The organism is Pseudoalteromonas sp. S16_S37 (assembly GCF_014694405.1).
Lineage (GTDB): Bacteria > Pseudomonadota > Gammaproteobacteria > Enterobacterales > Alteromonadaceae > Pseudoalteromonas.
Genome location: NZ_JAAUWV010000002.1, coordinates 24,833 through 51,745, shown reverse-complemented (window position 1 = coordinate 51,745; position 26,913 = coordinate 24,833). Strand labels below are relative to the sequence as shown.

The window sequence follows — 26,913 nt, the reverse complement described above, 5'->3', positions numbered from 1 at the left end:
CCTTTAAAGTTCTTTTTCCATTTCTTCAGCACGGGCAATACAAGCATCCATTGCACCGGCTACTGTCGAGTATAAATTGTGTGATTTCAGGTGCTCAACCGCAGCATGGGTTGTTCCACCTTTAGAAGTAACATTGGCACGTAATTGCGCAATGCTGATATCGCTTTGCGATACGGCCATTTCAGCTGCGCCTAACGCTGTTTGTTGCACCAATTGGCGCGCTTGTTCATCGCTAAACCCAAGCGCCTTGGCTTTCTCTTCGATTGCCTCCATAAATAAAAAGAAGTAAGCCGGAGAGGAGCCTGTTACGGCAATAATGTCATTGATTTGTGACTCTTGCTCTACCCATGTAGCAATGCCTGTGGCAGAGAATACTTGTTCAACATAGTCACGTTCATCACTGCTGATATCAGCACCATACAAGCCACATACGCCTCTGCCCAATAGGCAAGGTGTATTTGGCATACAGCGCACCATTTTTACTTTTTTAGCCAGCATTTCTCTTAATCGAGACACTGTGATGCCTGCCGCAACAGAAATAAATAACTTGTCGCTGAAATCAACACCAGAGTCAATAAAGCTTTGACATAGCTGTGCCATCATCTGTGGTTTTACAGACAACACAATCACGTCTGCATCGCGTAGTGCTTGATTGTTATCAGAGGTGGTTTGTACTTGGAAGTCGGCAGCTACTTTAGCAAGTTTGTCTTGGTTGCGGTTGGTGGCAATAATGCTTTGTGGGGCAAAGCCATTTTTGATCATGCCACCGATGATTGCATAGCTCATGTTACCAGTGCCGATGAATGCAATTGTTTTATTAGACATAGCGCGTACTTACCTTATTTTCTTGAGCCAAAAATATCAGTGCCAATGCGTACCATAGTGGCGCCAGCTGCAACCGCAAGCTCTAAATCACCACTCATACCCATCGACAAGGTATCTAGCTGAGGATATTGGTCCTTTAGTCTATCAAAGCAAGCTTTCATTTGCTGGAAATATTGTAATTGTTTATTTTTATCATCGGTTTGTTCAGTGATAGTCATCAGCCCTCTGAGGTTCAGTTGGCGGCTGTTATGAATAAAATCGGCAAGCTCATCAAGTTCTTCTAAACGACAACCTGATTTATTTTCATCAGCACTGATATTAACTTGGATAAGTACGTTTAGCGGCATTAGGTTGTTGGGACGCTGCTCATTTAAACGTCTGGCGATTTTTAATCTATCAACACTTTGAACCCAGCCGAAGTGCTCTGCAACTAAGCGTGATTTGTTAGATTGGATAGGGCCAATAAAGTGCCACTGGATATCTTTTTTATCTTTGAGGTGAAGGATTTTATCTACCGCTTCTTGTACATATGATTCGCCAAACTGGCGTTGTCCATGTTCATAGGCTTGTTCAATCAGTTCAACAGGTTTTGTTTTAGAAACTGCTAGAATAGTAACAGGATGAGCATCTGAATGTTCAAGTGTACGCTGTTGGGCGGCTTTTTCTACTCGGGCGTAGGCCAAGTCAAGTCGTTCTGCTATTGTAACCATATTATTATTACGCTCGTAGTGGAGTCATACATGGATATTACTGAGTTATTGGCTTTTAGTGTGCAACACCAAGCCTCCGATTTACATTTATCGTCTGGCGTTTCGCCGATGATCCGCGTTGATGGCGATGTGCGCCGTGTTAACATTCCTGCGCTTGAAGCGAAGGACGTTAACAATCTGGTGTACGATATCATGAATGATAACCAGCGCAGAGACTATGAGCAAAATCTTGAGGTAGATTTTTCGTTTGAAGTGCCTAATTTAGCTCGCTTTCGTGTTAATGCGTTCAATACCAACCGTGGACCTGCTGCGGTATTTCGTACCATCCCCTCAACGGTGCTTAGTTTAGACGACTTAGGTGCACCTGATATTTTTCGCAGGATAGCCGAATATAGAAAAGGTTTGGTGTTGGTAACAGGCCCCACGGGCTCTGGTAAGTCGACCACTTTAGCCGCGTTGGTTGATCATATTAATGCCACGCAACACTATCATATTTTGACCATTGAAGACCCCATTGAGTTTGTACATAAAAATCAAAAATGCCTCATAAACCAAAGGGAAGTTCACCGTGATACACGTAGTTTTAATGCAGCGCTCAGGAGTGCTTTACGTGAAGACCCCGATGTTATCTTAGTGGGCGAATTACGAGACTTGGAAACCATACGCTTGGCCATGACAGCGGCTGAAACGGGGCATTTAGTATTTGGGACGTTGCACACCACATCTGCGCCAAAAACGGTAGACCGTATTATTGATGTGTTTCCGGGTGAAGAAAAAGACATGGTTCGTTCGATGCTTTCGGAATCATTACAAGCTGTTATTTCGCAAACCTTGGTCAGAAAAGTCAGCGGTGGGCGAATTGCAGCGCATGAAATTATGTTAGGTACACCTGCAATCCGTAACCTGATCCGTGAAGATAAAATTCCGCAAATGTATTCAACTATCCAAACTGGCGCCATTCACGGGATGCAGACGATGGAGCAATGTCTGAGCAATCTAGTCAACAGAGGAATAATATCGCAACAAGATATTCCCGGTAAGGCGCAAGATGATCATAATCAGCGGAATTTTTAAGGAGTACTGGTGATGTTGGATAAATATTTGCAGATGATGGTTGATAAGCAAGCGTCAGACCTTTTTGTGTCTGCGGGATTGGCTATCAGTGCCAAAATAGATGGTGAGCTGCGCCCGTTAGAAGATGACCCAATAGACGCTGCCAAATCGCTTGAGTTGGTTGAGTCGATTATGACTGACAAGCAAAAAACACAATTTCATGAACACAAAGAATGTAACTTTGCGATAGTCACATCTTTGGGGCGTTTTCGTGTTTCTGCTTTTTGGCAAAGAGATTGCGCTGGTATGGTGATCCGTCGGATCATCACTCAAATTCCTGACGTTCAAGAGCTTGGCTTACCATCGGTATTAACCGATGTGATTATGTCAAAAAGAGGTTTGGTGTTGTTCGTAGGTGGCACAGGCACCGGTAAATCGACTTCTTTGGCGGCTCTTCTTGGCTATCGAAATCGCAATCAGCGCGGTCATATTCTGACCATTGAAGACCCCATTGAATTTGTTCATGAGCACAAAAAAAGCATTATCACCCAACGTGAAGTGGGCATTGACACAGAAACATTCGAATCGGCACTAAAAAGCTCATTACGCCAAGCTCCAGACGTTATTTTGATTGGAGAAATTCGCTCACAAGAAACTATGGAATATGCGCTAAGCTTTGCCGAAACCGGTCACTTATGTGTTGCTACCTTGCATGCCAACAACGCTAACCAAGCGATTGACCGAATCATGCATCTGGTGCCCAAAGAAAAGCACGACAAGCTAAAGTATGATTTGGCTCTCAATTTGCGAGCCATTGTAGCTCAGCAACTCATACCTTCATCGAAGGGAGAGGGGCGCGAGGCTGCTATTGAAATCTTACTCAATACGCCATTAGTTGCCGAATTAATTAAAAAAGGAGACGTAGGGTCTATCAAAGAGGCCATGGCAAAATCCAAAGAAATGGGTATGCAGACCTTTGATCAGGCATTATTTGAATTGTATAAGCAGCAACGTATTAATTATGCCGATGCGCTGCATCATGCTGACTCACCGAATGACTTGAGGCTGATGATCAAATTGCAAAACAATGAGCAGCAAGGCGCTGGTTTTTTGCAAGGAGTCACGGTTGATGGGCTCGATAAAAAGTAGCTTATTTAGCGCTTCATTCATTAGCGTGTGTTTGGTAGCGCCATTTAATGTAGCTGCAAAAGATGCAGTTCAGATGTTTATCAGAGACGATGTGTACGCTGATTACTTACGTTTTTTGAACGGCCGAACGGTTGCACAGATAGATAGCTTTAGCGGCGATTATATTCGCCGCGATGTTGTTGATATGATTCTGTTACAAAAAGCCTTGATATTAGGTGGCTTTGAAAAGTCATTTGAATATCAAGCGGGTAATGTGAATTTTAGGAACACCAAACTGTTGGAGCAAGGCAAATTATTGCTTAGCTTTGATAGTTATTGGCTGGCTGACGCGCAACCTTTGCAGCAGTACCTATTCATTAGTGAGCCTGTGATCCGTCAAGGTGAATATTATGCAGGGCTTTACTATTCGCCGGATAACACCAAAGTAACTGCTTTGGCTGGATTTGAAGCGTTAAAAGCGCTTAGCGCAGTAAGTACACCACGATGGCGCACCGATTGGGATACGCTACAAAAACTTCCTCTTAAAAGTCATGTCATAGAGCACGAGTGGATTGCTCAAGCTCGTATGGTGAGTATGCAGTGGGTTGATTTTATGCTGATGCCACTAATGCCAGAAAAAAACAATGAGTATAAATTGGAGGGGATTCACCTTGTTGCACATCCCAAATGGGTGGTGCTGCTTGATGGAAGTCGCCATTTTGTTGTTTCAAAACGCCACCCCGATGGAGAACGTGCTTTTGCTGCGTTGCAGATTGGTCTTGCTAAATTAAGGGCTAAGGGACTGATCAAACGTGCCTATGAACAAGCTGGGTTTGTACCAGATTGGTCTAAAATGCAGGTTCTTAAACCTGCTCATTAAATTATTGCCACAAGCTCTCAAAGTAACTTTCTAAAATGATCACTGCCGACATGCTGTCTACATTGCCTTTGCCAAGGTTGCGATAGCCACCTTGTTCAAACAGTCTTGCTTTGGCATCTGCAGTTGTTAAACGTTCATCCTGAGTTTCAACGGGCAATCGATAGTTGTTATGTAAGCGGTTGGCAAACTTTTTAGCTGAAAAAGTAACCTGTTGATTTGTGCCATCCATATTCAGCGGCAGACCTACCACGAGTAAGTCTGGTTGCCATTGCTCAATATGTGTTGCGATATCAGACCAATTTGGAATGCCATCTTTGGCTTTTACTGCGCCTAGGCTTGTTGCTGTGCCGGTGAGTTCTTGCCCTACGGCAATGCCGATACTCTTGGTGCCAAAGTCAAAGCCCATTACAGTGCGCTCGCCAGGGCGAGCTGGTTCTTTTTTTGTCATAACTACTTCTAAGCGTGTCCTGCCTGAGAGCTTAATTGAGTTGCATCAATACCGAGCATTTGCACGGCTTTTTCCCAGCGTTGCTCAGGCGGCGTGTTAAATATGATTGCAGGGTCCGCCTCAATGACCAACCAAGAATTTTCCAATAGCTCTCTTTCTAATTGGCCACGTTCCCAACCTGCGTAGCCCAAGGTGATGAGAAAAGACTCTGGTCGGGCACTTGAAGTTAACGAAGCAAGCACATCTTTAGAGGTGGTGATCATAATGTCAGAGCTAAGCTCTTGGCTAGATGAGTAACCCGGTTTTGGTGTATGTAACACAAACCCTCTGTCAGTATGCACAGGTCCACCAGCAAAAACTTGTTCTGCAGCAGCTGAGGCACTCTTATCGTTGTCGATCTCTATTTTATCTAATAGCTCTCCAACGGTGACATCAATGGGGTGGTTTACCACCAGTCCCATGGCTCCATCTTCATTGTGCTCACAGATATAAGTCACAGTGTGCTTGAAAAATGGGTCTTGCAAGCTAGGCATTGCAATTAAAAAGTGATTTTCTAATGATTGCATATATATAGACCCCGAAATCGTTTTACTTAGTATGGGCGAGTTTTGCTTCTATCGCATCATAAAACATGTCCATAATTGAAATATCGTACGCCGCTTCTATTTCTTTAACACAAGTTGGGGCTGTTACGTTTATTTCAGTCAGTTTGTTACCGATAATATCAAGGCCAACAAACAGTAAACCTTTCTCTTTCAAAGTCGGGGCAACGGCCTGAGCGATGCGCAAGTCGTCATCACTAATTGGACGCGCTTCACCACGCCCGCCAGCAGCAAGGTTACCGCGTGTTTCGCCACCTTGGGGAATACGTGCTAAACAGTAAGGCACAACTTCACCATCGACCACTAAGACACGTTTATCTCCTTGTTTTATTTCAGGAATATACTGTTGTGCCATCGCGAAACGCTGACCATGCTCGGTGAGTGTTTCACAGATCACACCAATATTTGGGTCATCGTGTTTTACCCTAAAAATAGAGGCTCCACCCATCCCATCGAGTGGTTTAAGGATGATGTCTTGATGCTTTGTTAAAAACTCTCTAATTTGCGCTTGTGAACGCGTTACCAGCGTATCTGGTGTGTGTTCACTAAACCAAGCGGTAAAGAGTTTTTCATTGGCATCACGCAGGCTCTGCGGCTTGTTTACCACTAAGCTGCCCGCTTGTTCAGCACGTTCCAAAATATACGTCGCGTAAATATACTCAGTATCAAAGGGGGGATCTTTGCGCATTAAGATAACGTCTAAATCAGATAAATCAATTTCTCGCTTCTGTTCTAGCTCATACCAATGGTTTACGTCATCAAATACTTTGGCTTTTGCAGCGCTTGCTTTGGCACTACCTTGATATAAAAATAGGTCGCCCATCTCCATGTAATACAACTCATAGCCACGCTTTTGGGCTGCCATCATCATTGCAAACCCAGTGTCTTTTTTAATGTTGAATCCACTAATTGGATCGCTAATGATCCCTAATTTTATAGCCATGCATCACCTTTATACTGTTTTTATTAACTATGGGGGCCGCGCTTTGCAAATTAAAGGGCTAAATCACCAAACTGTAGTTGTAAAGCACTTAATACGGTCAATGCAGCAGTTTCCGTTCTTAAAACACGCGGACCTAAACGTACATCAATAAAGCCTTGCTCGCTGGTTGCTTGCATTTCTTCGTCAGTGAACCCGCCTTCTGGGCCAACAATAAAGCGCACCCCATTGTCAGGGACTGGTAAAGTTTTGATACTATGTTCAGCGCGTGGATGTAAGGTTAATTTTAGCTCATCCGAAGATTGTGCTAGCCAAACGTTTATATCTACAGGCGGATGTATTACGGTAATCGTGTTTCGGCCAGATTGTTCGGCTGCAGCAATGGCTATTTTTTGCCATTGCGCATGCTTTTTCGCGAGTCGTTCTCCAGAGAGCTTGACGCCACAGCGCGTAGTGAACAATGGTGTGATTTCTGTTATCCCCAGTTCCACTGATTTTTGAATGGTAAAGTCCATTTTATCACCGCGAGATATTCCCTGACCCAGATGAATTTTGAGCGGTGATTCACAGTTATGATTAACAAATTCAATAGGTTGAACAACCACTTTTTTCTTTGAAACTTCAACAATTTCACTGAGGTATTCGCCCCCTTTACCATTAAACAGCGAGACTTTGTCACCTGCTTGCATTCTCAATACTCGAGCAATATGGCCTGCGGCATCGTCGTCTAAGATAACTTGATTGTTTAAAGAGAGCTCTGAAGATTGGTAAATATGAGGTATACGCATAACTGGCCTACAAGAAATAGCAATGTTGCAATAGTAAAGTTTTGCCTTCTCAGCGTCTAGTTTCTAATGACCAGTGAGGGGAGTTTGCGCAATTAAATGCCTTTTATGTATCTAATTTACACAGTGAGGCTTCTATATCCTCGCCCACAGCGGGCAAAGCCCCATTACATGTCAGGTGATTGACATTGGCTGTGTCGGTTATTTTTTTGTAAGTGAAAGCGCCATCTTGTGTTTGTTCTAACAGGTAGCGCACGGGATGTAGTGAATTAAAAATAAATTGCTGGTCTTTACTCGCTAACTCGTAGTCAACATTAGAAATAAGCACACCGCTGACTTTATGATGCTCATTAAGATAACTGGAAAGTTCAGATACGCTGATTTCATTTGCAAAATCGCAATAACAATAATCTTTGATTAAATTATCAAACATCATCTTTAGTAGGTGTCGAGTGTTATCTCCAGCTGCGATCAACTGGCTCTCTTTATTACCTGAGTGTTTCTTTAGATATTCAGCATATTCCCGGCTGAACTCTTTGTTACTGTCAACTAAAAGAAAGTTATCAAGCTTGAGGGGCATGGCTCCACCTTGTGCAGCCTTATCCAACAGCTACACAGAAAATGTATTAATAAGTAGATAGCCCATTGATGCGAAAATCGCAAATTCTATGCAAGCAATTCCGATATTATCTTGATGGTCAACTTCAAGGCCAATGTCAACTTTAGGCAACGATAAATATACCAGCGCAAAACTACCCGCATAGAGCAATATCCACATCAAACCACAGTGCAACACAACCGAAAACAGGTTTTCTACTATCATCGCGCCATGGTATTGAGCGCTGTGTAAGCCCGCGTAGATAGCAAGGGCTAGGCCTATGGTTTTACCTGCGTATCGAATGCCGATAGATATATTGTCTAAACTAAAGTTTTGCTGCAGCGAAGCGCCTTGGTTGACCCTAGCAAAACGACTTTCTCTAAATTTGCTATCTAGTGCAAATAACCCCTGTAGTAGTAAAAAACTCGAGCAAACCACAAGCAAGTCACTAATACCTTGTGGGTGTACCCAATGGTATAAGCCAAGTACCAAAATACCGTTGGCAATGAGCATGCCTGAGTCAACTAAAGCTGCACAAATATTTTGTTTTAAAATGGCTTGCTCTTCATTGAACTGATACAAAATCCATTTTCGATGTATATATTGACCAAAACAAATAAATATCAGAATGAGCGACAATACAAATAGAGCGCGCAGCGGCTGCGCAATGGCGCTGGCGTATTTTATGTCGTTAAAAAAATACGCAACACTAAATGCTATCACTGAAATTTGCGATGCGTAACTGATCCCCAGCGCAAAATTGTCCCGTTTGGCCAGCTCTTCTTGCAGCGCTTGTTTTGCTCGGTACTGAACTTGTAGGCGCAAAAACGTAACAACAAGACAAATAACAACAAAACTCGACAAAATAGCAAAAAAATTAATGTTGGCTAGCGACAAATAGGTCATATTCGCTCTACTGGTAAATTTTAGATATTGTTACTATAACGACTCCCAACTCATTGAGCCATATAGCTATGGAGATTTTTTATGCATGACGTCGCTTTACCCACTAACTTGGCTCAACTTGCCCAAGAGCGTTGGCAAACACTAAGGTGCGAGCACCCGGCAAAGCCTGAACTGCTACGTTTACTTGCTATGAGTGATTTTGCTTATCGAGTGTTGCAGCAATCGCCAGAACTCGCGAATTGGTTGCTTGATGAAGAGCAAATGAAAAATCGAGATGTACCCTTTCCATTAACAGACGATTTAACCGCTTTGAGTGAAAGTGACTGTTTTAGGTTACTGCGAAAATACAGGCAGCGTTATTGGCTAAAGGTAATGTGGCTAGATTTGGTAAAGGGCAATGATATTGCAGATAGCATCCGCTATATTTCAGCGCTTTCTGAGCGACTAATTGATGCTGCCAATCGCTGGGCATTTGCACAAACGGTTAAGCAATGTGGCACACCACTTGATGAGTCAGGTGAAGCTCTGGCGATGATGGTTATCGGCATGGGCAAGCTCGGCGGTGCAGAACTGAACTTTTCATCTGATATTGATTTGATTTTTTGCTATCCACGAAATGTCTCAACACAAGTGGGGCGTAAAAGTGTTGAAGCACAAGTTTTCTATACCAAGGTCGCACAAAAACTGATTTGTGCACTCAATCAGGTGACCGTCGATGGCCAAGTATTTAGGGTCGATATGCGTTTACGTCCTTTTGGTGACAGCGGGCCTTTGGTGATGAGTTTGTCGGCGATGGAAGATTATTATCAAGACCAGGGGCGTGAATGGGAGCGTTACGCGATGCTTAAAGCTCGTTTGCTTGGGCAGCAAACGCAACATTGGCAAGCGTTTTACAACATGCTACGGCCTTTTGTATATCGTCGATACATTGATTTTTCGGTGATTGATTCACTTCGCAAAATGAAGCATATGATAGCCCAAGAAGTAAGACGCAAGGGGCTTGTGAACAACATAAAGCTTGGTGCCGGTGGTATTCGAGAAGTAGAGTTTATAGTGCAAGCGCTACAGATGATCCGCGGTGGTCGAGACACCAGTTTGCAAACACCTTCAATACTTAATGCATTAAGCCAGTTAAAAGCGCTAGAGGTGATCCCCCCAAATATCGTTCACTCATTGCAAGATAACTATCTGTACCTTAGAAAAATAGAGCAATACTTGCAGGCGTTTGATGATCAGCAAACTCAAACTTTACCCGATAGTGCGGTATCTCAAGCTCGATTAGTGACCTTGATGGGCGCGAAAAACTTCGATGAATGTTTAGCTATATTGCAAAACCGCATGACCAAGATTCGTGATGAGTTTAGTCAAGTGATAGGGGATGAGCCTTTAGAGCATACTCAGTCAGATGAAGCATACACTTATTTGTGGCTGGAAGGAGATACAGAGCAGCTCGTAGGTAAAGTTAACGAAGAGCAGGTAGAGCCTTGGCAGGAGGCATTACAGGAGTTTAAAGGAGCGTTGACTAAGCGCAAAGTTGGTGCTCGTGGCGCGGATATTCTCGATAAGTTAATGCCTTGCTTATTACAGCAAGCGGCAGAACTCAGCTTAAGCGGTAATGTATTGAGCCGAGTTTTAAACATAGTTGCAACCGTGGTATCAAGAACGGCTTATCTTGAGCTCTTATATGAAAATCAAGGGGCGTTAAAACAGCTGCTCTTCTTAACCTCACACAGCCAATGGATCGCCGAGCATATTGCCAAATATCCTATTCTACTGGATGAATTATTAGACCCAGCTGCGCTTTATAAGCCACTGCCCTTGAATGCTTACAAGCTAGAAATAAGACAATATTTTTTGCGTATAGAGCAGCATGATCTTGAGCAGCAAATGGAAGCGTTGCGGCAGTTTAAACAAACACATCAGTTACGTATTGCTGCGGCTGATGCAACTGATGTGCTTAGTATAATGAAGGTAAGCGATCACTTGACTGCGCTGGCGGAAGCTATCATCGAACAATCCGTTAACTTAGCTTGGCTGCAGATGACAGAACGCTACGGGCAACCACAAGGTAGCCATGAAGATGCCAAAGGGTTTGCCGTTATTGCTTATGGAAAAGCGGGTGGCTGGGAGCTTGGCTATGATTCGGATTTAGACTTGGTATTTGTGCACAATCGCGATGGCGATAGTTATACCAATGGAGAAAAGGCGATTTCATCTCGCCAGTTCTATCTTAAGTTAGCACAGCGTTTAATGCATTTGTTCAATACAAGAACTGCGTCGGGCATCTTATATGAGCTGGATACGCGCTTACGTCCTGAAGGTAATTCGGGATTATTAGCGATTAACTTAGAAAGCTATTACCAATATCAATTGCAGCAGGCTTGGACGTGGGAGCATCAAGCAATCGTTAGGGCAAGGCTTGTATATGGACAGCAAGACATGCGAGAGCGCTTTATGCAAATACGCGCTAACATATTAGAGCTGCCACGAGAGCACGACAAGCTATTGGAAGACGTGACCTCTATGCGAGAAAAAATGCGCAATCATCTGAGCAAAGACAGCGACGAGTTGTTTGATTTAAAGCAGGGACTCGGGGGGATGACAGATATTGAATTTATCGTGCAATATCTGGTTTTACACTATGCCCAGCGTTACCCCGAAATGGCTGAGCATACTGATAATGTGCGTATCTTAGCTTGTGCAAGTAAGTTAGGTATTTTGAGTGAACAAGAGCAGACGGTGCTAAGTGAAGCATATTGTTTTTTCCGTGAGCTTTATCATAACCTGAGTTTAAATCGCCAAGGAAAGTGTGTTGCCAAGGATAAGCAAATACATGCGATGACACAGAAAGTAACTGAGATCTTTGAGGCAACATTAGCAAAGTAGCTAAGCCGCTATATTGAATAAGCCCATGTCGTGACCTTAAAGGTCACGACTCGCTAAGACATTAGTTGGTTAGTTTTCGACAATTATCTCGAACAAAAAGAGTTGGTTTTTCGGTGATCACCGCTGCGCGTTGGCGATGACAGAAAAAGGTATATATTTCATTCTCAAAATCGTCGTTGATGGCGCGACCAACTTGGTACAGTGCAGATAAAAAGTTGCTATCGACACGAAAGTTCTGTTTTACAACATAGTCTTTATCTAAGTACCAAAATAGCTCTACATTTTCTTGGCGTGCGTAGTCAGCAAGCACACTTTTTAGGGTATCTCCAGATTCAAAACGTCTAGGTTGATGTTCCCCCGTCCAGCGTTGGCTGGAAGCTTTAACAACTCGCTCTCGGTCTTTGAGTGCTTCGTTGATACGAAATGATGGGTCACCAAGTTCAATCACAAACTTGGCACGCTCAGTATCTCTACTAGAAGTACTGTTACGGAAGCTTTCATAGAATTGTGAAAACCCTTGAGCTGCGACATTTGCGGTTGTGCTGACACTCATTTTTGGCATAGCACCAAACAAAAAGTAGTACGCTGATAAAATCAGAATGAATGCCAACGACAAATGTTTGACCCAAAACCAAGCTGCAGACACTTGTTTGGCTGTCTTTTTACTCCGCACTGGAGGTGGGGGCGGCGGAGGCGCTGTTTGACGCTTAGGTCGACTTCTATTATTTTTTTTCATAACCATAAATAGACTTAGCTGTAATAAGACGGCGCGTTTTCATCGGGCCGAGTTTTAAAACGTCTGTGCAACCACATATATTGCTCTGGTGCTAGCATTATGGATTGTTCCATGCGTTGATTTACACGGGTTACATCCTGCTTGGCATCTTCACTAGGAAAATCAGTTAACGCAGGGTAGATTTTTAAATGATATTTACCGCTTGCATCTCTTGTGCCACTTAAACTGAGTGTTTCACAATTTCTACTAGATGAAAATAGCAACGTACCAGTGGTTGTGGCTGCATCAGGTACCGCAAAAAATGAGGTGAATTCGCAGCGGTTACGTCCATAATCTTGATCTGGCAGGTAATAACACATTTTTTTATTCTTTAGTGCTTGTAATAGGCCTTTAACGTCGCGCTTAGTGATCAAGGTTTCATTCGAACGCAAGCGTCCCTTGGTCATAAAATATTCCATAAGCGGATTGTTATGTGGTCTGTAAAAACCGATACCTTGTTGTTTAGTGCCTAACACGCGGCTGAGCATTTCTAAGTGTAGCATATGTGGCACTAGCAGCAGCACGCCTTTACCTTGACGTTGAATGTTTTCTACCAACTCAAGGCCTTCTATTGAGCCAATGACTCTATTTACTCGCCATTGTGGCCACCACCAAGCCATGCCGGTTTCAAGTGTTGCTATACCGGTATTCTCCATGTTTTTTAACACCATGTCAGCGCGTTGCTGTTCGCTTAAATGTGGAAAACATAAAGCGACGTTTACTTGCGCTATGTGGCGGCGTTTTTGCACAAATCTATGCACTAAACGGCCAAGTAATTTTCCTAAGAAAAACTGTATCCGCTGGGGCAACCAAGAAATTAGGTACAAACATAAAACACCAATCCAAGTTAACCAATAGCGGGGAGCTAAAAACGACCATTTAAAAGTAGGGGCTGTTACCACGTACATTATCTCTTACTGCATAATGGCGTTAGTTTATCGCAAGTGCTTAAAAATACAAAAAGCCGACATCGAGTCGGCTTTTTACTTTAATAAGCATAAGTAGGATTAGCTTTGAACTAAGCCTTTATTAATTGCTTCTAAATCGCTACGAGATAGTGTACCCGTCGCTTGTTTCAAACGCAGTGAAGATAGCACATATTGATAACGTAAGTTAGCGAGGTTTCGCTTAGCGTTATATAGATTTTGCGTGCTAACAAGTACGTCAACAATAGTACGTGTACCTACTTCAAAACCAGCTTCAGTGGCTTGCAACGCACTTTCTGCAGATACTACCGCTTGTTCTAGTGCGCGATACGTAGCTACGTTAGACATCACCTGATTGTAAGAAGTTATAACAGAGCGCGTTACTTCACGCATGCTTGCTTCTAAATCTTGGCTTGCACCCACATATAATGCGCGAGCTTGCTCCGTTGCCGCCATAGTTTGGCCACCAGTGTAGATAGGCACGTTTAATGTGAGGCTAACATTCGTTCTATCGCCACGAGGTTTAAGTAATGAGCCATTAGAGTCTTGCAATGAGTCAGTGTAAGACGCATTCAAGTTGACCGTTGGATAATGTCCCGCTTTGGCTAGCTCAATCTGATCTTCAGCAATATCAAGGCTTGCTTTTGCAAGCGCAAGAGATAGGTTCTTCTCTTTTGCAACGGTAACAAAGTCAGTGGCTTGCTTGCTTGGCGATACCGTTGAGAATGTTTTTGTATTAAGTGAATCTAGCTTAGTGTGATATTTACCTGTGATGGTACGTAGTGCTTCACGCGCTGTTTCAACATCGTTTGTAGCCACAATTTCATTAGCGACTGATTGGTCAAATTGCGCTTGCGCTTCGTGTACATCGGTAATGGCTGTTAGACCTACTTCGTAACGTTGTTTTGTTTGCTCAAGCTGGCGCTCAATAGCACGCTTTTCTGCTTGCACAAATTCAAGGTTATCTAATGCGCTCAGTACATCGAAGTAACCTTGAGCAATACGTACAACTAGCTCTTGCTGAGTTAACTCATATTGCGTCAAGGCCTGCATTGCTTGTTTTTTAGCAATGTCTAAATTTTGCCATGAAGACATATTAAAAATGGTTTGCTGCAATGCAATTGAGCGGCTAAAAGTATCTTCGAAAGCATTGTAAGATGTGTAGCCAGAGGTATCATTTTCACTGCCTATGCCATGGCCATCAACATCCGTTTGGCTATAACTTGATTCAAAACCAAGTTGCGGAAGTAAAACGCCTAAGGCTTGCTCTTGCGCGAACTTTTGCGCGTCGGCCTGTGCTTTTGCTTTTAGCACCGTAGGATCGTTTGCAGTTGCAATGTCGTATACTTGAAGTAAATCTTCGGCGTGCGACAGATTTGAAGTTAGCGCACATGATAGGCCAACTAACAGAGATAATAAGCTTTTTTTCATCGTTCGTTCAGTCCTTAGACAACTTTTTGTATTAAACGCATGTTACCTTGTTTTTTTTCAGAACGAAAAAGTTTAAACGTAAATCAACACCAACAAATGTAACAGAATATAATACAGGCCTTTATCTTATGATAAAGACGTTTGAGAATAGTCAGAGCCACTATCATGGGGGTAGTTGATTACAATTTAAACCCCCCCTGTAAAAAATTAGGATGTAAATAATGTCATCAATCACATGCTTTGATAATCAAGATGTAACATTGGAGTCGGTCGATACCATTTTTAATGGTTTTTTTAAAATACAGCTTTATCAATTTCGCCATGCTTTGTTTGCAGGTGGTATGTCGCAAACAATTTGTCGAGAAATTTTAGAGCGAGGCCATGCTGTTGCGGTTCTACCCTATGATCCATCTTCAGACTCTGTATTGTTGATTGAGCAGATCCGCATAGGTGCTATGGCCAGTAAATCATCCCCTTGGTTGTTAGAGTGTATAGCTGGTATGGCACAGGGGAGCGAACAATACGAAGACGTTGCCCGTAAAGAGGCTTTGGAAGAGGCAGGTTTAGCATTGGGTGAGTTACAGTATATGACGTCATACCTTTCTAGCCCTGGTGGCACAACTGAGCGCATTTACTTATATTTAGCTAAAGCAGACTTGTCACAAGCCGGTGGTATTTTTGGTTTAGAAAGCGAAGGTGAAGATATTAAAAGTCATGTGATACCCTATGCACAAGCAATCGACCTTTTGCAAAGCGGTGAAATTGATAACGCGGCAACAGTGATTAGTTTACAATGGCTAGCGCTTAATAAAGAAAAAGTGCTCGCTCAGTGGGTGTAGTAGATAAGTTGAGGTGTAACTTTGAGTGATATAGCCCTTGCACGTGATTATGTTCAGTCCTTACCAAAGTACATCACTTTGTGTGAGCGTAATTACTTGCGCGCACTTAAGTTGTTGCCGCCTGAAGAACATGGTGCGCAAAGAGCAATAGAGCTGGCTAATGTGCATTATGTGATTGAAGTGCACGGCTGCGCAAAGTACACCACCGACATTACTATTAAGCAAACCTCTAATGGCAGTGTGTTTTTTCCTAGTTTGCATCTTGAAGTACGCTTATATCACGATGCTAAAGTCGCTGAGGTAGTTCATCATGATTATCATCAACGCATAAAGCCATCTTATCGTTATCCAAATCCTAAAATGCATCAAAAAGACGAAAAATATCAAGTAAATGCGTTTTTGGCTGATTGGCTAATGGCCTGTCTTGAAAGCGGTAAAGTACCGCTCAATTGGGATGTCAATAATGGCTTGGTTTAAGCAAAAGTACACATTTAAACAGCCAACACTGAAACTTGCACATATCACCGATTGTCACCTTTTTTCAGATACCCATGGCCTATATTTTGAAGTGAATACGGCGCAATACTTACGTGATGTATTATCACAGCTTGCCAAAGAGCACTTGGATGGCGTGATCTTTGGTGGCGATTTGACGCAAGATCATACGGTGGCGTCTTATTCATTATTTGCCCAGCTGATTGGCGAGTCGGGTTTAACGTGTCCGGTGTTTTGGGTGCCTGGCAATCATGATGAAATTGAGCTGCTAAACCATATTAGCGGCGGTCAAATACACAGTGCAAAACATCTATGCACAGAGCAAATTGATATTTTATTACTCAATTCCAAAGGGCAAACGCCTGCTGGGTGGTGCGATGAACATCATTTAGCGTGCGCCAAAGACATTTTAAATAGCTCTGCAAAAAAAGCCTTGGTATTTTGCCATCATCACCCGCTGCCTATTCAGGGGTATCTGGATAAGCACATGTTGGAAAATGGCCCGCAGCTTCTCAATATGTTGGTAGAAAGTGGCAACGTTATCGCGTTATTCCATGGTCATGTACACCATGATTACCATCAACATTTTAGAGCACTAGATGTGTTTGCCACGCCAGCAACCTCCATCCAATTTACTAAAGCTACAGCACATTGGCAGCAACAAGACTTAGGGCCTGCATGGCGGCGAATTAATATTGATAGCGACACATTGACTACTGAGGTGGTATGGTTAAAAGGGTAATTTATATTCATGGTTTTAATAGTTCAGAGTTATCAGCTAAAGCTCAGCAATTTGGCGCTTGGCTAGCGCAGCAACCATTGTCATGTGAATATATAACGCCTCGATTACATTTTGACCCGCGCGTTGCAATCATGCAGTTGGAGTCGGTTATTAATGAGCAAACGGTGTTGCTGGGCAGCTCTTTAGGTGGTTTTTATGCCACTTATCTATCACAGCAGTACAATTTACCCGCGGTGGTTATCAACCCAGCAGTGCGACCCTTTGAATTATTGGCGGATTATTTGGGAGCGCAGTATAATCCTTACCAGCAAATACATTATCATTTAGAGCACGAACATGTGCATGCGCTTAAGCAGTTATATGTGGCGCAGTTAACAAAACCAGAATTATTGATGCTTTTGCAGCAAATGGGCGATGAAGTCCTCCCTTATCAGCAAGCGCTGCAATATTATCAAGCGTGCCAGCAACGGATAGATTTTGCTGGCGATCATAGTTTTATGGACTTTCAACGTTACTTTGACACGGTTGTCAATTTTCTTAAAATCACGTAAAACAGAACGAATTAAATAAAAAGAATCTACCTATGAGCGAGCAAAATTATAACGCCGAAGCCATTGAGGTTTTAAATGGTTTAGAGCCGGTAAAACGTCGTCCTGGCATGTACACTGACACCACTCGACCAAACCATTTGGGTCAAGAGGTAATTGATAACAGTGTGGATGAGGCGCTCGCCGGTCATGCAACTAAAATTGATGTGATTTTGCATGAAGATAACTCTTTGGAAGTTATCGATGATGGTCGTGGTATGCCTGTTGATATTCACCCTGAAGAAGGCGTACCAGGGGTTGAGTTGATCCTGACCAAGCTGCACGCAGGTGGTAAGTTTTCGAACAAGAACTATCAGTTCTCTGGTGGTTTGCACGGTGTGGGTATTTCGGTTGTAAACGCTTTATCGAGACGCGTGGAGATCACCGTCAAGCGTGATGGCCAAGTGTATGAAATGGCATTTGAGCATGGCGATAAAGTACAAGACCTTGAAGTAACAGGCACCGTAGGCAAGCGTAACACGGGTACATCAGTGCATTTTTGGCCAGATGCCAGCTATTTTGACTCCGCCAACTTTTCTCTGACTAAACTCAATCATGTTCTAAAAGCCAAAGCGGTATTATGCCCTGGCCTTCGTATTCGTTTTGTTAACAAACAAACCAAAGAAACGCAAGAGTGGTACTACGAGGCGGGACTTGAAGATTATTTAAAAGACAGCGCTCAAGGCTATGAAGTATTGCCAAAAGATCCGTTTACAGGCAGTTTTAGTGGCTCTACAGAAGGTGTTGATTGGGCACTGCATTGGTTGCCAGAAGGCGGCGAGTCAATCACCGAAAGCTACGTAAACTTAATCCCTACCGCACAAGGCGGTACGCATGTGAATGGCCTAAGACAAGGTCTACTAGAAGCAATGCGCGAGTTTTGTGAGTTTCGTAATTTATTACCCAGAGGTATCAAGCTAACCCCTGATGATATTTGGGACAAATGTAGTTACGTTTTATCGGTAAAAATGCAAGACCCACAGTTTGCTGGGCAAACCAAAGAGAAACTGTCATCACGTTCTTGCGCAACCTTTGTATCGGGTATTGTTAAAGATGCATTCAGTCTATGGCTGAACGAGCACACAGATACCGCCGAATTATTAGCAGAGCTATGTATCAGTAACGCGCAAAAGCGACTGCGTGCAGCTAAAAAAGTGGTTCGTAAAAAAGTCACTTCTGGCCCTGCATTACCGGGCAAACTGACCGACTGTTCAGGCAGTGAAACAGAGCGTTCTGAGTTGTTTTTGGTAGAGGGTGACTCTGCTGGCGGCTCGGCTAAACAAGCGCGAGACAGAGAGTTTCAGGCGATCATGCCTTTACGCGGTAAGATATTAAATACTTGGGAAGTTGAATCAGGTCAGATCCTCGCCTCTCAAGAAGTACACGATATTTCGGTTGCCTTGGGGATTGACCCTGACTCCGATGACCTATCAGGTTTGCGCTACGGCAAAATTTGTATTCTTGCCGATGCGGACTCGGACGGATTACACATCGCAACGTTATTGTGCGCGCTATTTGTTCGTCACTTCCCGACCTTGGTTAAACACGGGCATGTGTACGTAGCCATGCCACCGCTGTTTAGAATCGATGTGGGTAAAGAAGTGTATTACGCTTTGGATGAAGACGAGAAAAAAGGCGTATTAGACAGGATCGAAGCTGAAAATAAGCGCGGTAAAGTGAATGTACAACGCTTTAAAGGTTTGGGTGAAATGAACCCTCTGCAGCTTCGTGAAACCACCATGGACCCAAATACGCGTCGTTTAGTACAGCTGACTTTAGACGATCAGGAGCACACCATGGAGATGATGGATATGCTACTTGCTAAAAAACGCTCTGGCGACCGTAAAGAGTGGCTTGAAAACCACGGTGATAAAGCGCAGGTTGAGGTGTAAGCTCATGCTTCGTTATGCACTGATTACCGCCAGTTTAGTTTGCTCAACGTTTAGTATTGCCGCCGATGAATTGCTTGAGCGATTAGCCTTACCTAAAGGGTACGAGATCAGCTATTTTGCTAAAAACGTAGACAATGCAAGGCAGTTGGCGGTCTCTAAATCGGGAGTGGTGTATGCAGGCTCGCGCAAGGCGGGCAATCTCTACGCGTTAATTGATAACAATCAAGATGGCGTTGCAGATAGAAAAATCGTGCTAGCACAAGGGTTAAATATGCCCTCGGGTATTGCTTTGCATAACGGAGATTTATATGTCGCCGAAGTGCATCGTGTTATCCGTTTTAAAAACATCGACAAACAACTGCCAAAACCCAGTTTTGAAGTGGTGTTTGATGAGCTGCCCACAGAGCGCCATCATGGTTGGAAGTTTATTCGCTTTAACGACGACGGCGAATTACTAATACCTGTTGGTGTGCCGTGTAACGTGTGTGCTGAAGATGAGCGCTTTGGACGTATTTTTTCGCTGAATTTACAGACTAAAAAGCTCACCACCATAGCGCAAGGGGTGCGTAATTCGGTTGGGTTTGATATCAATCCACAAAGTGGCGCTTTGTGGTTTTCAGATAATGGCCGCGACATGATGGGGGATGATATCCCACCTGATGAAATAAACCGTGTGAGTTTTAATGGTGAACATTTTGGTTTTCCTTACGTACACGGTGGCAGCGTGTTAGACCCCGAGTTTGGTAAAGATAAAACCCTTGCGGATATGCAAAAATATGCTGCGCCTAAATTGGCATTACAGGCTCATGTAGCGCCATTGGGTATCCATTTTTATCGTGGCAAACAGTTTGCCAAAAATATGCACAATAAACTGCTGGTGGCAGAGCATGGCTCGTGGAATCGCAGTAAAAAAGTGGGATATAGAGTGATGATGGCCACCATCAAAGAAGGCGAAATAGCCGCCTACGAGCCTTTCATTAGTGGCTTTTTAGATAAAGAACAAACCTTGGGTCGACCGGTTGCATTTGCCGAGCTTGCCGATGGCAGCTTGTTAGTGTCGGACGATTTTGCTAATGCGATATATCGCGTTCGCTATCACAATAAATAGGGTGTTACATGACTGATCCTCAAACCTTGTCTTTACAGGGGATTGAACAACAAACGATGGGGCGTTTTACCGAAGACGCCTACTTAAACTACTCCATGTATGTGATCATGGACCGGGCATTGCCACACATTGGTGATGGCTTAAAACCGGTACAGCGTCGTATCGTGTATGCCATGAGCGAGTTGGGCTTATCAGCCGCCGCAAAATATAAAAAATCAGCCCGTACCGTGGGTGACGTACTCGGTAAGTATCACCCTCACGGTGACAGCGCCTGCTACGAAGCCATGGTGTTAATGGCACAGCCGTTCTCTTATCGTTATCCTTTGGTGGATGGCCAAGGTAACTGGGGTGCAGCTGATGACCCTAAATCATTTGCTGCGATGCGTTATACCGAAGCGCGTTTGTCTAAGTTCTCAGAGGTGTTGCTTAAAGAGCTGGGTCAAGGCACCGTTGATTGGACACCAAATTTTGATGGCACAATGGATGAGCCAAAAGTGTTGCCATCCCGTTTACCGCATATTTTGCTCAACGGTGTAACGGGTATTGCGGTAGGTATGGCCACTGATATACCGCCACACAACGTGAGAGAGTTGGCAACGGCGTGTTGTATGTTGCTTGACCAACCTAAAACATCTCTAGAAGAGCTACTAGAAGTAGTGCAGGCACCAGACTATCCAACCGATGCTGAAATAATCACGGCTAAGTCTGAGATCCAAAAGATTTACACCACAGGTCGTGGCTCTATCAAAATGCGCGCAGTGTATACGGAAGAGCAAGGTGATATTGTGATCACAGCTTTACCGCATCAGTGTTCAGGCGCCAAAGTGCTAGAGCAAATTGCCGCGCAAATGACCGCGAAAAAGCTGCCTATGGTGGCTGACTTACGTGATGAGTCGGATCACGAAAACCCAACGCGTATCGTGATTGTACCGCGTTCAAATCGGGTGAAGCTTGAGCCATTAATGGCGCATTTATTTGCCACCACCGACTTAGAAAAAAGCTATCGCGTAAACCTTAACATGATTGGCTTGGATGGCCGCCCTAAGGTTAAAGACTTACTTCAGATTTTATCTGAGTGGTTAATATTCCGCCGCGAAACAGTACGCCGTCGTTTGCAATATCGTTTAGATAAGGTATTGGCACGTTTGCATATTTTAGAAGGTTTAATGATTGCCTTTTTAAATATCGACGAAGTAATTGAAATTATCCGTACCGAAGACAAACCAAAAGAAGAGCTGATTGCGCGCTTTAGCTTATCAGACAAGCAAGCCGAAGCCATTCTTGATTTAAAACTACGTCACTTAGCCAAGTTAGAAGAAGTGAAAATTCGTGGTGAGCAAGAGGAGCTTAGTATTGAGCGCGATAAATTAGAGCTCACATTGGGTTCAGAGCGCCGTATGTCGACGCTGATGAAAAAAGAAATTCAAGAAGCGGCAGAGCTTTATGGTGATGAGCGTCGCTCACCAGTGATTGAACGTTCAGAAGCCAAAGCGTTAAGCGAAAAAGACTTGATCCCATCTGAGTCAGTCACGGTTGTGCTCTCTGACAAAGGCTGGGCACGGGTTGCCAAAGGCCATGATATTGATGCTGAGGGTTTAAGCTATCGCTCTGGCGACAGCTACAAGGCCTCAGCCAAAGGGCGCAGTAATCAACCAGCGGTATTTTTAGATACCTCAGGTCGTGCCTTTGCCACCGAAGCACACAGCTTACCATCTGCCCGAAGCCAAGGTGAGCCGATGACAGGGCGCTTTAATCTAGGGCCTGGGTGTATTTTTGAGCATGTGGTGATGGGGGATGAGAAAACCCTTTACCTCATGGCAACCGATGGCGGTTATGGTTTTATTACTGAATTTAACGATTTAGTGAGTAAAAACAAAAATGGTAAAGCGCTTGTGAGCGTGCCAAAAGGTGCACAGCTCATGGCTCCTATCGTTGTTAATGATGTAGCCACCGACATGTGTATGGCAATATCTAACGAAGGCCGAATGCTGTTGTTCCCACTACGCGATTTGCCGAAACTCGGCAAAGGTAAGGGTAACAAAATTATCTCAATCCCGAGTGCCAAGGTTCAAGCTCGCGAAGAGTTTGTAAAAGTACTCGCTTGTGTACCTGAAGGTAGCTCAGTGACCCTACACGCAGGTAAGCGTAAACTTACTCTTAAACCAAGTGATTTAGAGCACTACTATGGTGAGCGCGGCCGCAGAGGTAATAAACTACCACGTGGCCTACAACGTGTAGATGAATACGAGATTGAGAGTAAAATACTAGCATCTGAAGAAGCTGAGGCACCACTTGAGCAAAGCGATGAGTAGCGCTTAAAAGCAGCTTTTAATCATAAAAACGGCGCAACAAGCGCCGTTTTGTTTTTACAGTGCCTTGGTAAGTGAACACTTGTTACTAAAAGCAAATGCGTGTGTACTATATTGTGTTTGTGCAAGTTTACAGCTCTCACGTTTATTCAACTATACAAATCTGCACAAGCAATAACTTATTTGCAGAAAATGATTATTGTAAATAAACCACCTTTTAATATTTCCATTTATTTAGCCGTAGACGATCCTATCTCTGTCAGCTGTTATAAATCAAGATACCACCCGCTGAAAATATTACCTACTAATCAAAGTAGTAGTTAGATTGATGTTTCGAGTTTTGAAACATTTGGTTTCTTCAATTGTTTATCTTATTGAAATTATTGATGGATATACGTTCAAAAATGCCACTAAAGGCACAGAGAGAAAAGAGGGACACTTTTGCTTAAAACGACTGCAAAGTAAACTTTAGTTGCACTCTAAGTTCCAGAAAGTTTACAAGAAGGTGACGTGTAATGGCTCGTAATTGGTCAAAAGTAAATTACCTGTTAAATTTATTTATGCTTTACTTGTTAATCCCAGCTAACCATTCAGATAGGCCATTCCAGATAACAAGTTAAAAGCAAACTCTAATCACACTTGGTGCGTCAGCCCTTCTTCGTAGGTCGGCAGAGGTATCTGCTGGTGTGTAGTAATCAAAGAAATATGAATACGCCTAATCAGTGGGATCACATGGTCAATGAAGTAAGAAGGTCGAATACTGTAGGAGCGTCAATTCATCCAATCAAATATTTTTGTAGGTAGTTAGTTAACTTAAAGGTACATACAAGGAGGGAATTTGATGTTTGTTGCTACTTTAATTAGAAGAGAAAATACAAAAATAGACTATGGTTCTCAATTGCAAAAGTATGGCTACCAAGTAGCGGAATACGCAGAGTTAAATGAACTAGTGCAAGATAAGTCGAGGCACATTGATGTACTGATCATTGATCTCGAATTGTCTAATGAGGACTGGTGCAATATACCCAAGTCGCAGGTGAAATGTATTCAACTTATAGAGCCCAATAGCTCTTCAGAACAAGCTGACATTCAGAACACAAATACGGTTTTATGTTTGACAAAACCAGTCGATATTAAAGCGCTAATTGCTGTGATAGAGGGGGTTTGTCGCCATGTTGAATGTGAAACGCAGGTGGCTGAAGTCGAGCACAGATTATGCACGGCAAAGCGGACTTTGTGTTTGTCTGGAGGCGACAAAATAAGCCTCAGTTCCAGTGAAGGCATTATTTTACATACGCTTGCGATGATTGCTCCGCAGCCTGTTTCTCGAAAGTCATTGTCAGAATCCTTAGGTCAGGATTTCCGTTTCTATGATGAACGAAAGTTAGAAGCAATAGTGAGTCGTTTACGTCGAAAAATAAAGCCATTAACACCGAATGCTGAGGTGATTAAAGCCGCTCGAGGAAGGGGTTATCAGCTGATGTTGAATATAGCGATCACCTAATTGTCGAGTCATTTTGTCTCGTCAGCTTTTGTCAGCTTTATGTGACCCAATTATCAGGTTTTGTCAGGTAGTACTAAAAAAGTTTTGTTAGAGTTAGTTCAGGCAAGGATTGAGGTTAAGTAAGCTGGGAGTATTGAACGCTGATTAACATCTACTTTGTTGACTGAAAGGAATGTTCGGTAACCTGCAATTACTGGATGCCCTTCAAATAACTCAAAGTTTTTATGAGTTAAATTTCACTTAATGTAATTAAACTTAAATTTATAAAGGTACGACAATGAGCACTAAACCATTAAACATGAATGCTGCATTAACCACTCTTCAAGATACAGATACTGGTGTTGCATCTAACCCTTCAAATGTTGCAGACGGCAGCTTCTTTATTGTTAAACCAAACAACGATACAGCTATCTTTACTATTCAAAGTGGCGGTAACGACGTTCAGACTCCAGAAGTACCTGCTGGTTTCCCAATTCCGTACCCAGTATCGTTTAACTGGAACAACAATACAGCTAGCTTAAACAACGGTAGCGTTCGTAATGCTGCTGAATTTGAAGCTGGATATTTCGGCATGCCAGCTCAACCAAATGTATGTCAATCTGGTGATGCTTCGCTAACTCGTTTTGAAAACACAACTTTCAGAACAACGCTTCAGCCTAAAACATTAACAGTAAAATGCTCAGAGCCTGCAATTGTAGGTATCATTATCGGTAGCAGCTTGCCAATATTTGTGGCTGTAAACGTGGATGGTAACTCATTACAAGGTCCATATAAAGAGCTTGTAAATCAAGGTGTTTTAGAAACTCAACTTGATGGTACTTACACTAACAGAACTAACTTCAGTGGCGCGAGTGTTACTGTTGTTAATATTTCAAATGGTAGCACGCCAGTTCAAGTTAGCTTGTTCTAAGAGCCACTATATTGTGTGCAGGCACATATCATAGTGTGCCTGCAGCAATGCAAATTATAAATTCAAAGAAGTGTAGGACTCGGGTGTATATCTGGTTATTTTTTTGGTTGTTGAGTTTTTCTTCACAGGCCAGTGTGCATGGTGGAAGCAATGCTACGCCTAATAGCAGCGATAATAACGCTGATTTGATAGTGCCATTAAAAGTTAATGGTACGGTCACGCTTAAACAAAACCAAGCCGCGCAAATTTTATATTCGGTTCGCTACCCAGTTATCACGATTGAAAACCAATTAAATACCCAATCACAGGTTGTGGTCACCTCTGGCAGTGGCGTTGAAACGCTACAACTACCCGCGGGGCAGCCGGTATTATGGCCATATAATAAAGATGTTTACGGTAATGCTGTGCGGATAAAAAATAGCTCCCCAGTACCTTCAACTTTGACGATTGGCTATTTTAGTTTTGCAGGTGAAGCGAGCTACTTGTTAACGCCAGAACATGCGCCTTTTGAATTGCAACAATATGAGTCTGCTATTGGTATTACTCAGGCACGTTTATCTCAGTTATACATTTCTTGCCCTGAACCTGGGCTAATTGCTTTGTTTACAGGAAATGCCCCAGCAAGTTTTCTCGCTATTAAAACCACAGGTAAGCCGCCTCAAAGTATTTATCAATACGTGGCATCACAGGTTAAGTATATTCCAGATAACTACTATCAAATCTCAAACAATTGGTGGGGGCAGGCATTGGCTGTAGTTAATGTTTCTCCACAACCTTCAACTTGCCAAATAAACTATGGCAGCGGTTAAATGAGTCTCGCTATGTTAAAAGCCGATATTTTTAAATGTTTGAGCGCTCTTTTAACGGCCAAGAAAAGTCTACTTGCAGTGCTTTTGTTGGCGCTATATACATTTTCCTTACCTGCTGAGAGCTTGTCGCATAATACTGCAGCAGGAGAGAACAAAACTTTGTTGGCTACTGGTGAGTCGGTGTTACTGAAAAAAGGCGACAAAGCGCATTTACAGGCAAGTCTCAACACCACAATGTTGTTGTTGGTGACTAACAAGTCGACGGAATTTGCTGGCGCCGATGTAAAGTATAGCTTTGTCGTTGATGATCAGTTGAGTATGCGAGATCTGGATGCCGGCGACCCTTCCCCTCAACAGTGGTTCAATAACTGGCAAGGTAAACCCTTAACGATTACTAATGTGAGTGCACCTGAGAATGCTATTTTGCAGCTGAATTTATATGGCGCAAGTACTACACCGACGATCCCATTGAAAATGGATTTTAGTACCACGCAAATTCCCCGATATCAAAGTGCTGGCGTGACCGTTGACGGTGAACATGGATATCTCTTATTGCATGCTCCTTTTGAAGAGGCCATTTTTGTCATGTTTATAGGTAAAAGCTATTTTGTTTACACGGTAAATGGTCCAGAAGAATTTGATAATAATAACAATATTAAGACGACTCGAAACAACACGCTGTCTTTTTCTGTCGATCAGCAACAAGGGCAACCAGTGCTGATTGTTAACGCGTCTAAAACCAAAACGGCGGCCGCGAGTGTCTCGTACCGACAGTTAAATAAAACAGAGGACACCAGTAATGCGACCTCTCAATAACTATTTATA

Annotated in this window: 26 protein-coding genes; 15 read left to right on the top strand and 11 right to left on the bottom strand. The window is 43.1% G+C overall.

Annotation, left to right across the window (positions count from 1 at the left end; genetic code table 11):
- Positions 1 to 3: 3 nt before the first annotated feature.
- The gene (gene proC, locus HC733_RS01240) at positions 4 to 825 is read right to left on the bottom strand and encodes a pyrroline-5-carboxylate reductase (protein WP_190363241.1); all 822 of its coding nucleotides are present in this window, start codon (positions 823 to 825) and stop codon (positions 4 to 6) included.
- Positions 826 to 839: 14 nt separating this feature from the next.
- Positions 840 to 1,535, bottom strand: a complete 696-nt coding sequence (locus tag HC733_RS01235; protein WP_190363240.1) for a YggS family pyridoxal phosphate-dependent enzyme — start codon at positions 1,533 to 1,535, stop codon at positions 840 to 842.
- A gap of 30 nt (positions 1,536 to 1,565) precedes the next feature.
- On the opposite strand from HC733_RS01235, the gene HC733_RS01230 reads away from it, so the two are divergent.
- Genes HC733_RS01230 through HC733_RS01220 form a run of 3 tightly spaced genes read left to right on the top strand, consistent with a single transcriptional unit; the run spans position 1,566 to position 4,596 of the window.
- Complete coding sequence (locus tag HC733_RS01230) at positions 1,566 to 2,609, top strand: type IV pilus twitching motility protein PilT (protein ID WP_190363239.1); 1,044 nt, start codon at positions 1,566 to 1,568, stop codon at positions 2,607 to 2,609.
- 12 nt (positions 2,610 to 2,621) lie between these two features.
- Entirely contained in the window at positions 2,622 to 3,737 is a 1,116-nt protein-coding gene (locus HC733_RS01225) for a PilT/PilU family type 4a pilus ATPase (RefSeq protein ID WP_190363238.1), read from the top strand.
- The gene (locus HC733_RS01220) at positions 3,718 to 4,596 is read left to right on the top strand and encodes a hypothetical protein (RefSeq protein ID WP_238937394.1); all 879 of its coding nucleotides are present in this window, start codon (positions 3,718 to 3,720) and stop codon (positions 4,594 to 4,596) included. The genes HC733_RS01225 and HC733_RS01220 overlap by 20 nt, the downstream gene beginning before the upstream one ends.
- 1 nt (position 4,597) lies before the next feature.
- Here the strand turns inward: HC733_RS01220 and ruvX are convergent, their stop codons facing one another.
- From ruvX to HC733_RS01190, 6 genes are all read right to left on the bottom strand, one after another.
- Complete coding sequence (gene ruvX / locus HC733_RS01215) at positions 4,598 to 5,044, bottom strand: Holliday junction resolvase RuvX (protein ID WP_190363237.1); 447 nt, start codon at positions 5,042 to 5,044, stop codon at positions 4,598 to 4,600.
- Between the two features lie 8 nt (positions 5,045 to 5,052).
- Complete coding sequence (locus tag HC733_RS01210) at positions 5,053 to 5,610, bottom strand: YqgE/AlgH family protein (RefSeq protein ID WP_190363236.1); 558 nt, start codon at positions 5,608 to 5,610, stop codon at positions 5,053 to 5,055.
- Positions 5,611 to 5,632: 22 nt separating this feature from the next.
- The gene (gene gshB, locus HC733_RS01205) at positions 5,633 to 6,589 is read right to left on the bottom strand and encodes a glutathione synthase (protein ID WP_190363235.1); all 957 of its coding nucleotides are present in this window, start codon (positions 6,587 to 6,589) and stop codon (positions 5,633 to 5,635) included.
- A gap of 50 nt (positions 6,590 to 6,639) precedes the next feature.
- Complete coding sequence (rsmE, locus tag HC733_RS01200) at positions 6,640 to 7,374, bottom strand: 16S rRNA (uracil(1498)-N(3))-methyltransferase (RefSeq protein ID WP_190363234.1); 735 nt, start codon at positions 7,372 to 7,374, stop codon at positions 6,640 to 6,642.
- 103 nt (positions 7,375 to 7,477) lie between these two features.
- Positions 7,478 to 7,951, bottom strand: a complete 474-nt coding sequence (locus tag HC733_RS01195) for a hypothetical protein (RefSeq protein ID WP_190363233.1) — start codon at positions 7,949 to 7,951, stop codon at positions 7,478 to 7,480.
- Positions 7,952 to 7,981: 30 nt separating this feature from the next.
- A complete protein-coding gene (locus HC733_RS01190) occupies positions 7,982 to 8,875 on the bottom strand; it encodes a DUF350 domain-containing protein (RefSeq protein ID WP_190363232.1) in 894 nt (297 codons plus the stop codon).
- Between the two features lie 81 nt (positions 8,876 to 8,956).
- Here HC733_RS01190 and glnE point away from each other — a divergent pair, with 81 nt between their 5' ends.
- Positions 8,957 to 11,761, top strand: coding sequence for a bifunctional [glutamate--ammonia ligase]-adenylyl-L-tyrosine phosphorylase/[glutamate--ammonia-ligase] adenylyltransferase (gene glnE / locus HC733_RS01185; protein WP_190363231.1), 2,805 nt, complete (start codon positions 8,957 to 8,959; stop codon positions 11,759 to 11,761).
- A gap of 61 nt (positions 11,762 to 11,822) precedes the next feature.
- On the opposite strand, the gene HC733_RS01180 is transcribed toward glnE, so the two are convergent.
- From HC733_RS01180 to tolC, 3 genes are all read right to left on the bottom strand, one after another.
- The gene (locus tag HC733_RS01180) at positions 11,823 to 12,497 is read right to left on the bottom strand and encodes a TcpQ domain-containing protein (protein WP_190363230.1); all 675 of its coding nucleotides are present in this window, start codon (positions 12,495 to 12,497) and stop codon (positions 11,823 to 11,825) included.
- 14 nt (positions 12,498 to 12,511) lie between these two features.
- Positions 12,512 to 13,438: an LpxL/LpxP family Kdo(2)-lipid IV(A) lauroyl/palmitoleoyl acyltransferase gene (lpxL, locus tag HC733_RS01175; protein WP_190363396.1), complete on the bottom strand. Its 927-nt coding sequence runs from the start codon at positions 13,436 to 13,438 to the stop codon at positions 12,512 to 12,514.
- A gap of 105 nt (positions 13,439 to 13,543) precedes the next feature.
- Complete coding sequence (tolC, locus tag HC733_RS01170; protein ID WP_190363229.1) at positions 13,544 to 14,893, bottom strand: outer membrane channel protein TolC; 1,350 nt, start codon at positions 14,891 to 14,893, stop codon at positions 13,544 to 13,546.
- Positions 14,894 to 15,114: 221 nt separating this feature from the next.
- Here tolC and HC733_RS01165 point away from each other — a divergent pair, with 221 nt between their 5' ends.
- From HC733_RS01165 to HC733_RS01115, 11 genes are all read left to right on the top strand, one after another.
- Complete coding sequence (locus tag HC733_RS01165; RefSeq protein WP_190363228.1) at positions 15,115 to 15,732, top strand: NUDIX domain-containing protein; 618 nt, start codon at positions 15,115 to 15,117, stop codon at positions 15,730 to 15,732.
- A gap of 21 nt (positions 15,733 to 15,753) precedes the next feature.
- Entirely contained in the window at positions 15,754 to 16,209 is a 456-nt protein-coding gene (locus tag HC733_RS01160) for a DUF1249 domain-containing protein (RefSeq protein WP_190363227.1), read from the top strand.
- The gene (locus HC733_RS01155) at positions 16,196 to 16,969 is read left to right on the top strand and encodes a metallophosphoesterase (RefSeq protein ID WP_190363226.1); all 774 of its coding nucleotides are present in this window, start codon (positions 16,196 to 16,198) and stop codon (positions 16,967 to 16,969) included. Before HC733_RS01160 ends, HC733_RS01155 begins: the two co-directional genes overlap by 14 nt.
- Positions 16,954 to 17,520, top strand: a complete 567-nt coding sequence (locus HC733_RS01150) for a YqiA/YcfP family alpha/beta fold hydrolase (protein WP_190363225.1) — start codon at positions 16,954 to 16,956, stop codon at positions 17,518 to 17,520. The genes HC733_RS01155 and HC733_RS01150 overlap by 16 nt, the downstream gene beginning before the upstream one ends.
- 32 nt (positions 17,521 to 17,552) lie before the next feature.
- Positions 17,553 to 19,448 carry a DNA topoisomerase IV subunit B gene (parE, locus tag HC733_RS01145; RefSeq protein ID WP_190363224.1) on the top strand — a complete coding sequence of 632 codons (1,896 nt, stop codon included), beginning with the start codon at positions 17,553 to 17,555 and terminating at the stop codon, positions 19,446 to 19,448.
- A gap of 4 nt (positions 19,449 to 19,452) precedes the next feature.
- Positions 19,453 to 20,556, top strand: coding sequence for a PQQ-dependent sugar dehydrogenase (locus HC733_RS01140; protein WP_190363223.1), 1,104 nt, complete (start codon positions 19,453 to 19,455; stop codon positions 20,554 to 20,556).
- 8 nt (positions 20,557 to 20,564) lie between these two features.
- Complete coding sequence (parC, locus tag HC733_RS01135) at positions 20,565 to 22,868, top strand: DNA topoisomerase IV subunit A (protein WP_190363222.1); 2,304 nt, start codon at positions 20,565 to 20,567, stop codon at positions 22,866 to 22,868.
- 838 nt (positions 22,869 to 23,706) lie between these two features.
- Complete coding sequence (locus HC733_RS01130; protein ID WP_190363221.1) at positions 23,707 to 24,369, top strand: winged helix-turn-helix domain-containing protein; 663 nt, start codon at positions 23,707 to 23,709, stop codon at positions 24,367 to 24,369.
- 277 nt (positions 24,370 to 24,646) lie between these two features.
- Positions 24,647 to 25,279 carry a hypothetical protein gene (locus tag HC733_RS01125; RefSeq protein WP_190363220.1) on the top strand — a complete coding sequence of 211 codons (633 nt, stop codon included), beginning with the start codon at positions 24,647 to 24,649 and terminating at the stop codon, positions 25,277 to 25,279.
- An 83-nt stretch (positions 25,280 to 25,362) separates the two neighbouring features.
- Positions 25,363 to 26,088 carry a hypothetical protein gene (locus HC733_RS01120; protein WP_190363219.1) on the top strand — a complete coding sequence of 242 codons (726 nt, stop codon included), beginning with the start codon at positions 25,363 to 25,365 and terminating at the stop codon, positions 26,086 to 26,088.
- On the top strand, positions 26,089 to 26,904 hold the full coding sequence (locus HC733_RS01115) for a hypothetical protein (RefSeq protein ID WP_190363218.1): 816 nt from the start codon (positions 26,089 to 26,091) through the stop codon (positions 26,902 to 26,904).
- The last annotated feature ends 9 nt before the right edge of the window (positions 26,905 to 26,913 follow it).

Excerpts from the sequence above, each read along its gene's own strand:
- proC (WP_190363241.1), bottom strand. The coding sequence starts at position 825 with ATGTCTAATAAAACAATTGCATTCATCGGCACTGGTAACATGAGCTAT.
- HC733_RS01235 (WP_190363240.1), bottom strand. The coding sequence starts at position 1,535 with ATGGTTACAATAGCAGAACGACTTGACTTGGCCTACGCCCGAGTAGAA.
- HC733_RS01230 (WP_190363239.1), top strand. The coding sequence starts at position 1,566 with ATGGATATTACTGAGTTATTGGCTTTTAGTGTGCAACACCAAGCCTCC.
- HC733_RS01225 (WP_190363238.1), top strand. The coding sequence starts at position 2,622 with ATGTTGGATAAATATTTGCAGATGATGGTTGATAAGCAAGCGTCAGAC.
- HC733_RS01220 (WP_238937394.1), top strand. The coding sequence starts at position 3,718 with ATGGGCTCGATAAAAAGTAGCTTATTTAGCGCTTCATTCATTAGCGTG.
- ruvX (WP_190363237.1), bottom strand. The coding sequence starts at position 5,044 with ATGACAAAAAAAGAACCAGCTCGCCCTGGCGAGCGCACTGTAATGGGC.
- HC733_RS01210 (WP_190363236.1), bottom strand. The coding sequence starts at position 5,610 with ATGCAATCATTAGAAAATCACTTTTTAATTGCAATGCCTAGCTTGCAA.
- gshB (WP_190363235.1), bottom strand. The coding sequence starts at position 6,589 with ATGGCTATAAAATTAGGGATCATTAGCGATCCAATTAGTGGATTCAAC.
- rsmE (WP_190363234.1), bottom strand. The coding sequence starts at position 7,374 with ATGCGTATACCTCATATTTACCAATCTTCAGAGCTCTCTTTAAACAAT.
- HC733_RS01195 (WP_190363233.1), bottom strand. The coding sequence starts at position 7,951 with ATGCCCCTCAAGCTTGATAACTTTCTTTTAGTTGACAGTAACAAAGAG.
- HC733_RS01190 (WP_190363232.1), bottom strand. The coding sequence starts at position 8,875 with ATGACCTATTTGTCGCTAGCCAACATTAATTTTTTTGCTATTTTGTCG.
- glnE (WP_190363231.1), top strand. The coding sequence starts at position 8,957 with ATGCATGACGTCGCTTTACCCACTAACTTGGCTCAACTTGCCCAAGAG.
- HC733_RS01180 (WP_190363230.1), bottom strand. The coding sequence starts at position 12,497 with ATGAAAAAAAATAATAGAAGTCGACCTAAGCGTCAAACAGCGCCTCCG.
- tolC (WP_190363229.1), bottom strand. The coding sequence starts at position 14,893 with ATGAAAAAAAGCTTATTATCTCTGTTAGTTGGCCTATCATGTGCGCTA.
- HC733_RS01165 (WP_190363228.1), top strand. The coding sequence starts at position 15,115 with ATGTCATCAATCACATGCTTTGATAATCAAGATGTAACATTGGAGTCG.
- HC733_RS01155 (WP_190363226.1), top strand. The coding sequence starts at position 16,196 with ATGGCTTGGTTTAAGCAAAAGTACACATTTAAACAGCCAACACTGAAA.
- HC733_RS01150 (WP_190363225.1), top strand. The coding sequence starts at position 16,954 with ATGGTTAAAAGGGTAATTTATATTCATGGTTTTAATAGTTCAGAGTTA.
- parE (WP_190363224.1), top strand. The coding sequence starts at position 17,553 with ATGAGCGAGCAAAATTATAACGCCGAAGCCATTGAGGTTTTAAATGGT.
- HC733_RS01140 (WP_190363223.1), top strand. The coding sequence starts at position 19,453 with ATGCTTCGTTATGCACTGATTACCGCCAGTTTAGTTTGCTCAACGTTT.
- parC (WP_190363222.1), top strand. The coding sequence starts at position 20,565 with ATGACTGATCCTCAAACCTTGTCTTTACAGGGGATTGAACAACAAACG.
- HC733_RS01130 (WP_190363221.1), top strand. The coding sequence starts at position 23,707 with ATGTTTGTTGCTACTTTAATTAGAAGAGAAAATACAAAAATAGACTAT.
- HC733_RS01125 (WP_190363220.1), top strand. The coding sequence starts at position 24,647 with ATGAGCACTAAACCATTAAACATGAATGCTGCATTAACCACTCTTCAA.
- HC733_RS01115 (WP_190363218.1), top strand. The coding sequence starts at position 26,089 with ATGAGTCTCGCTATGTTAAAAGCCGATATTTTTAAATGTTTGAGCGCT.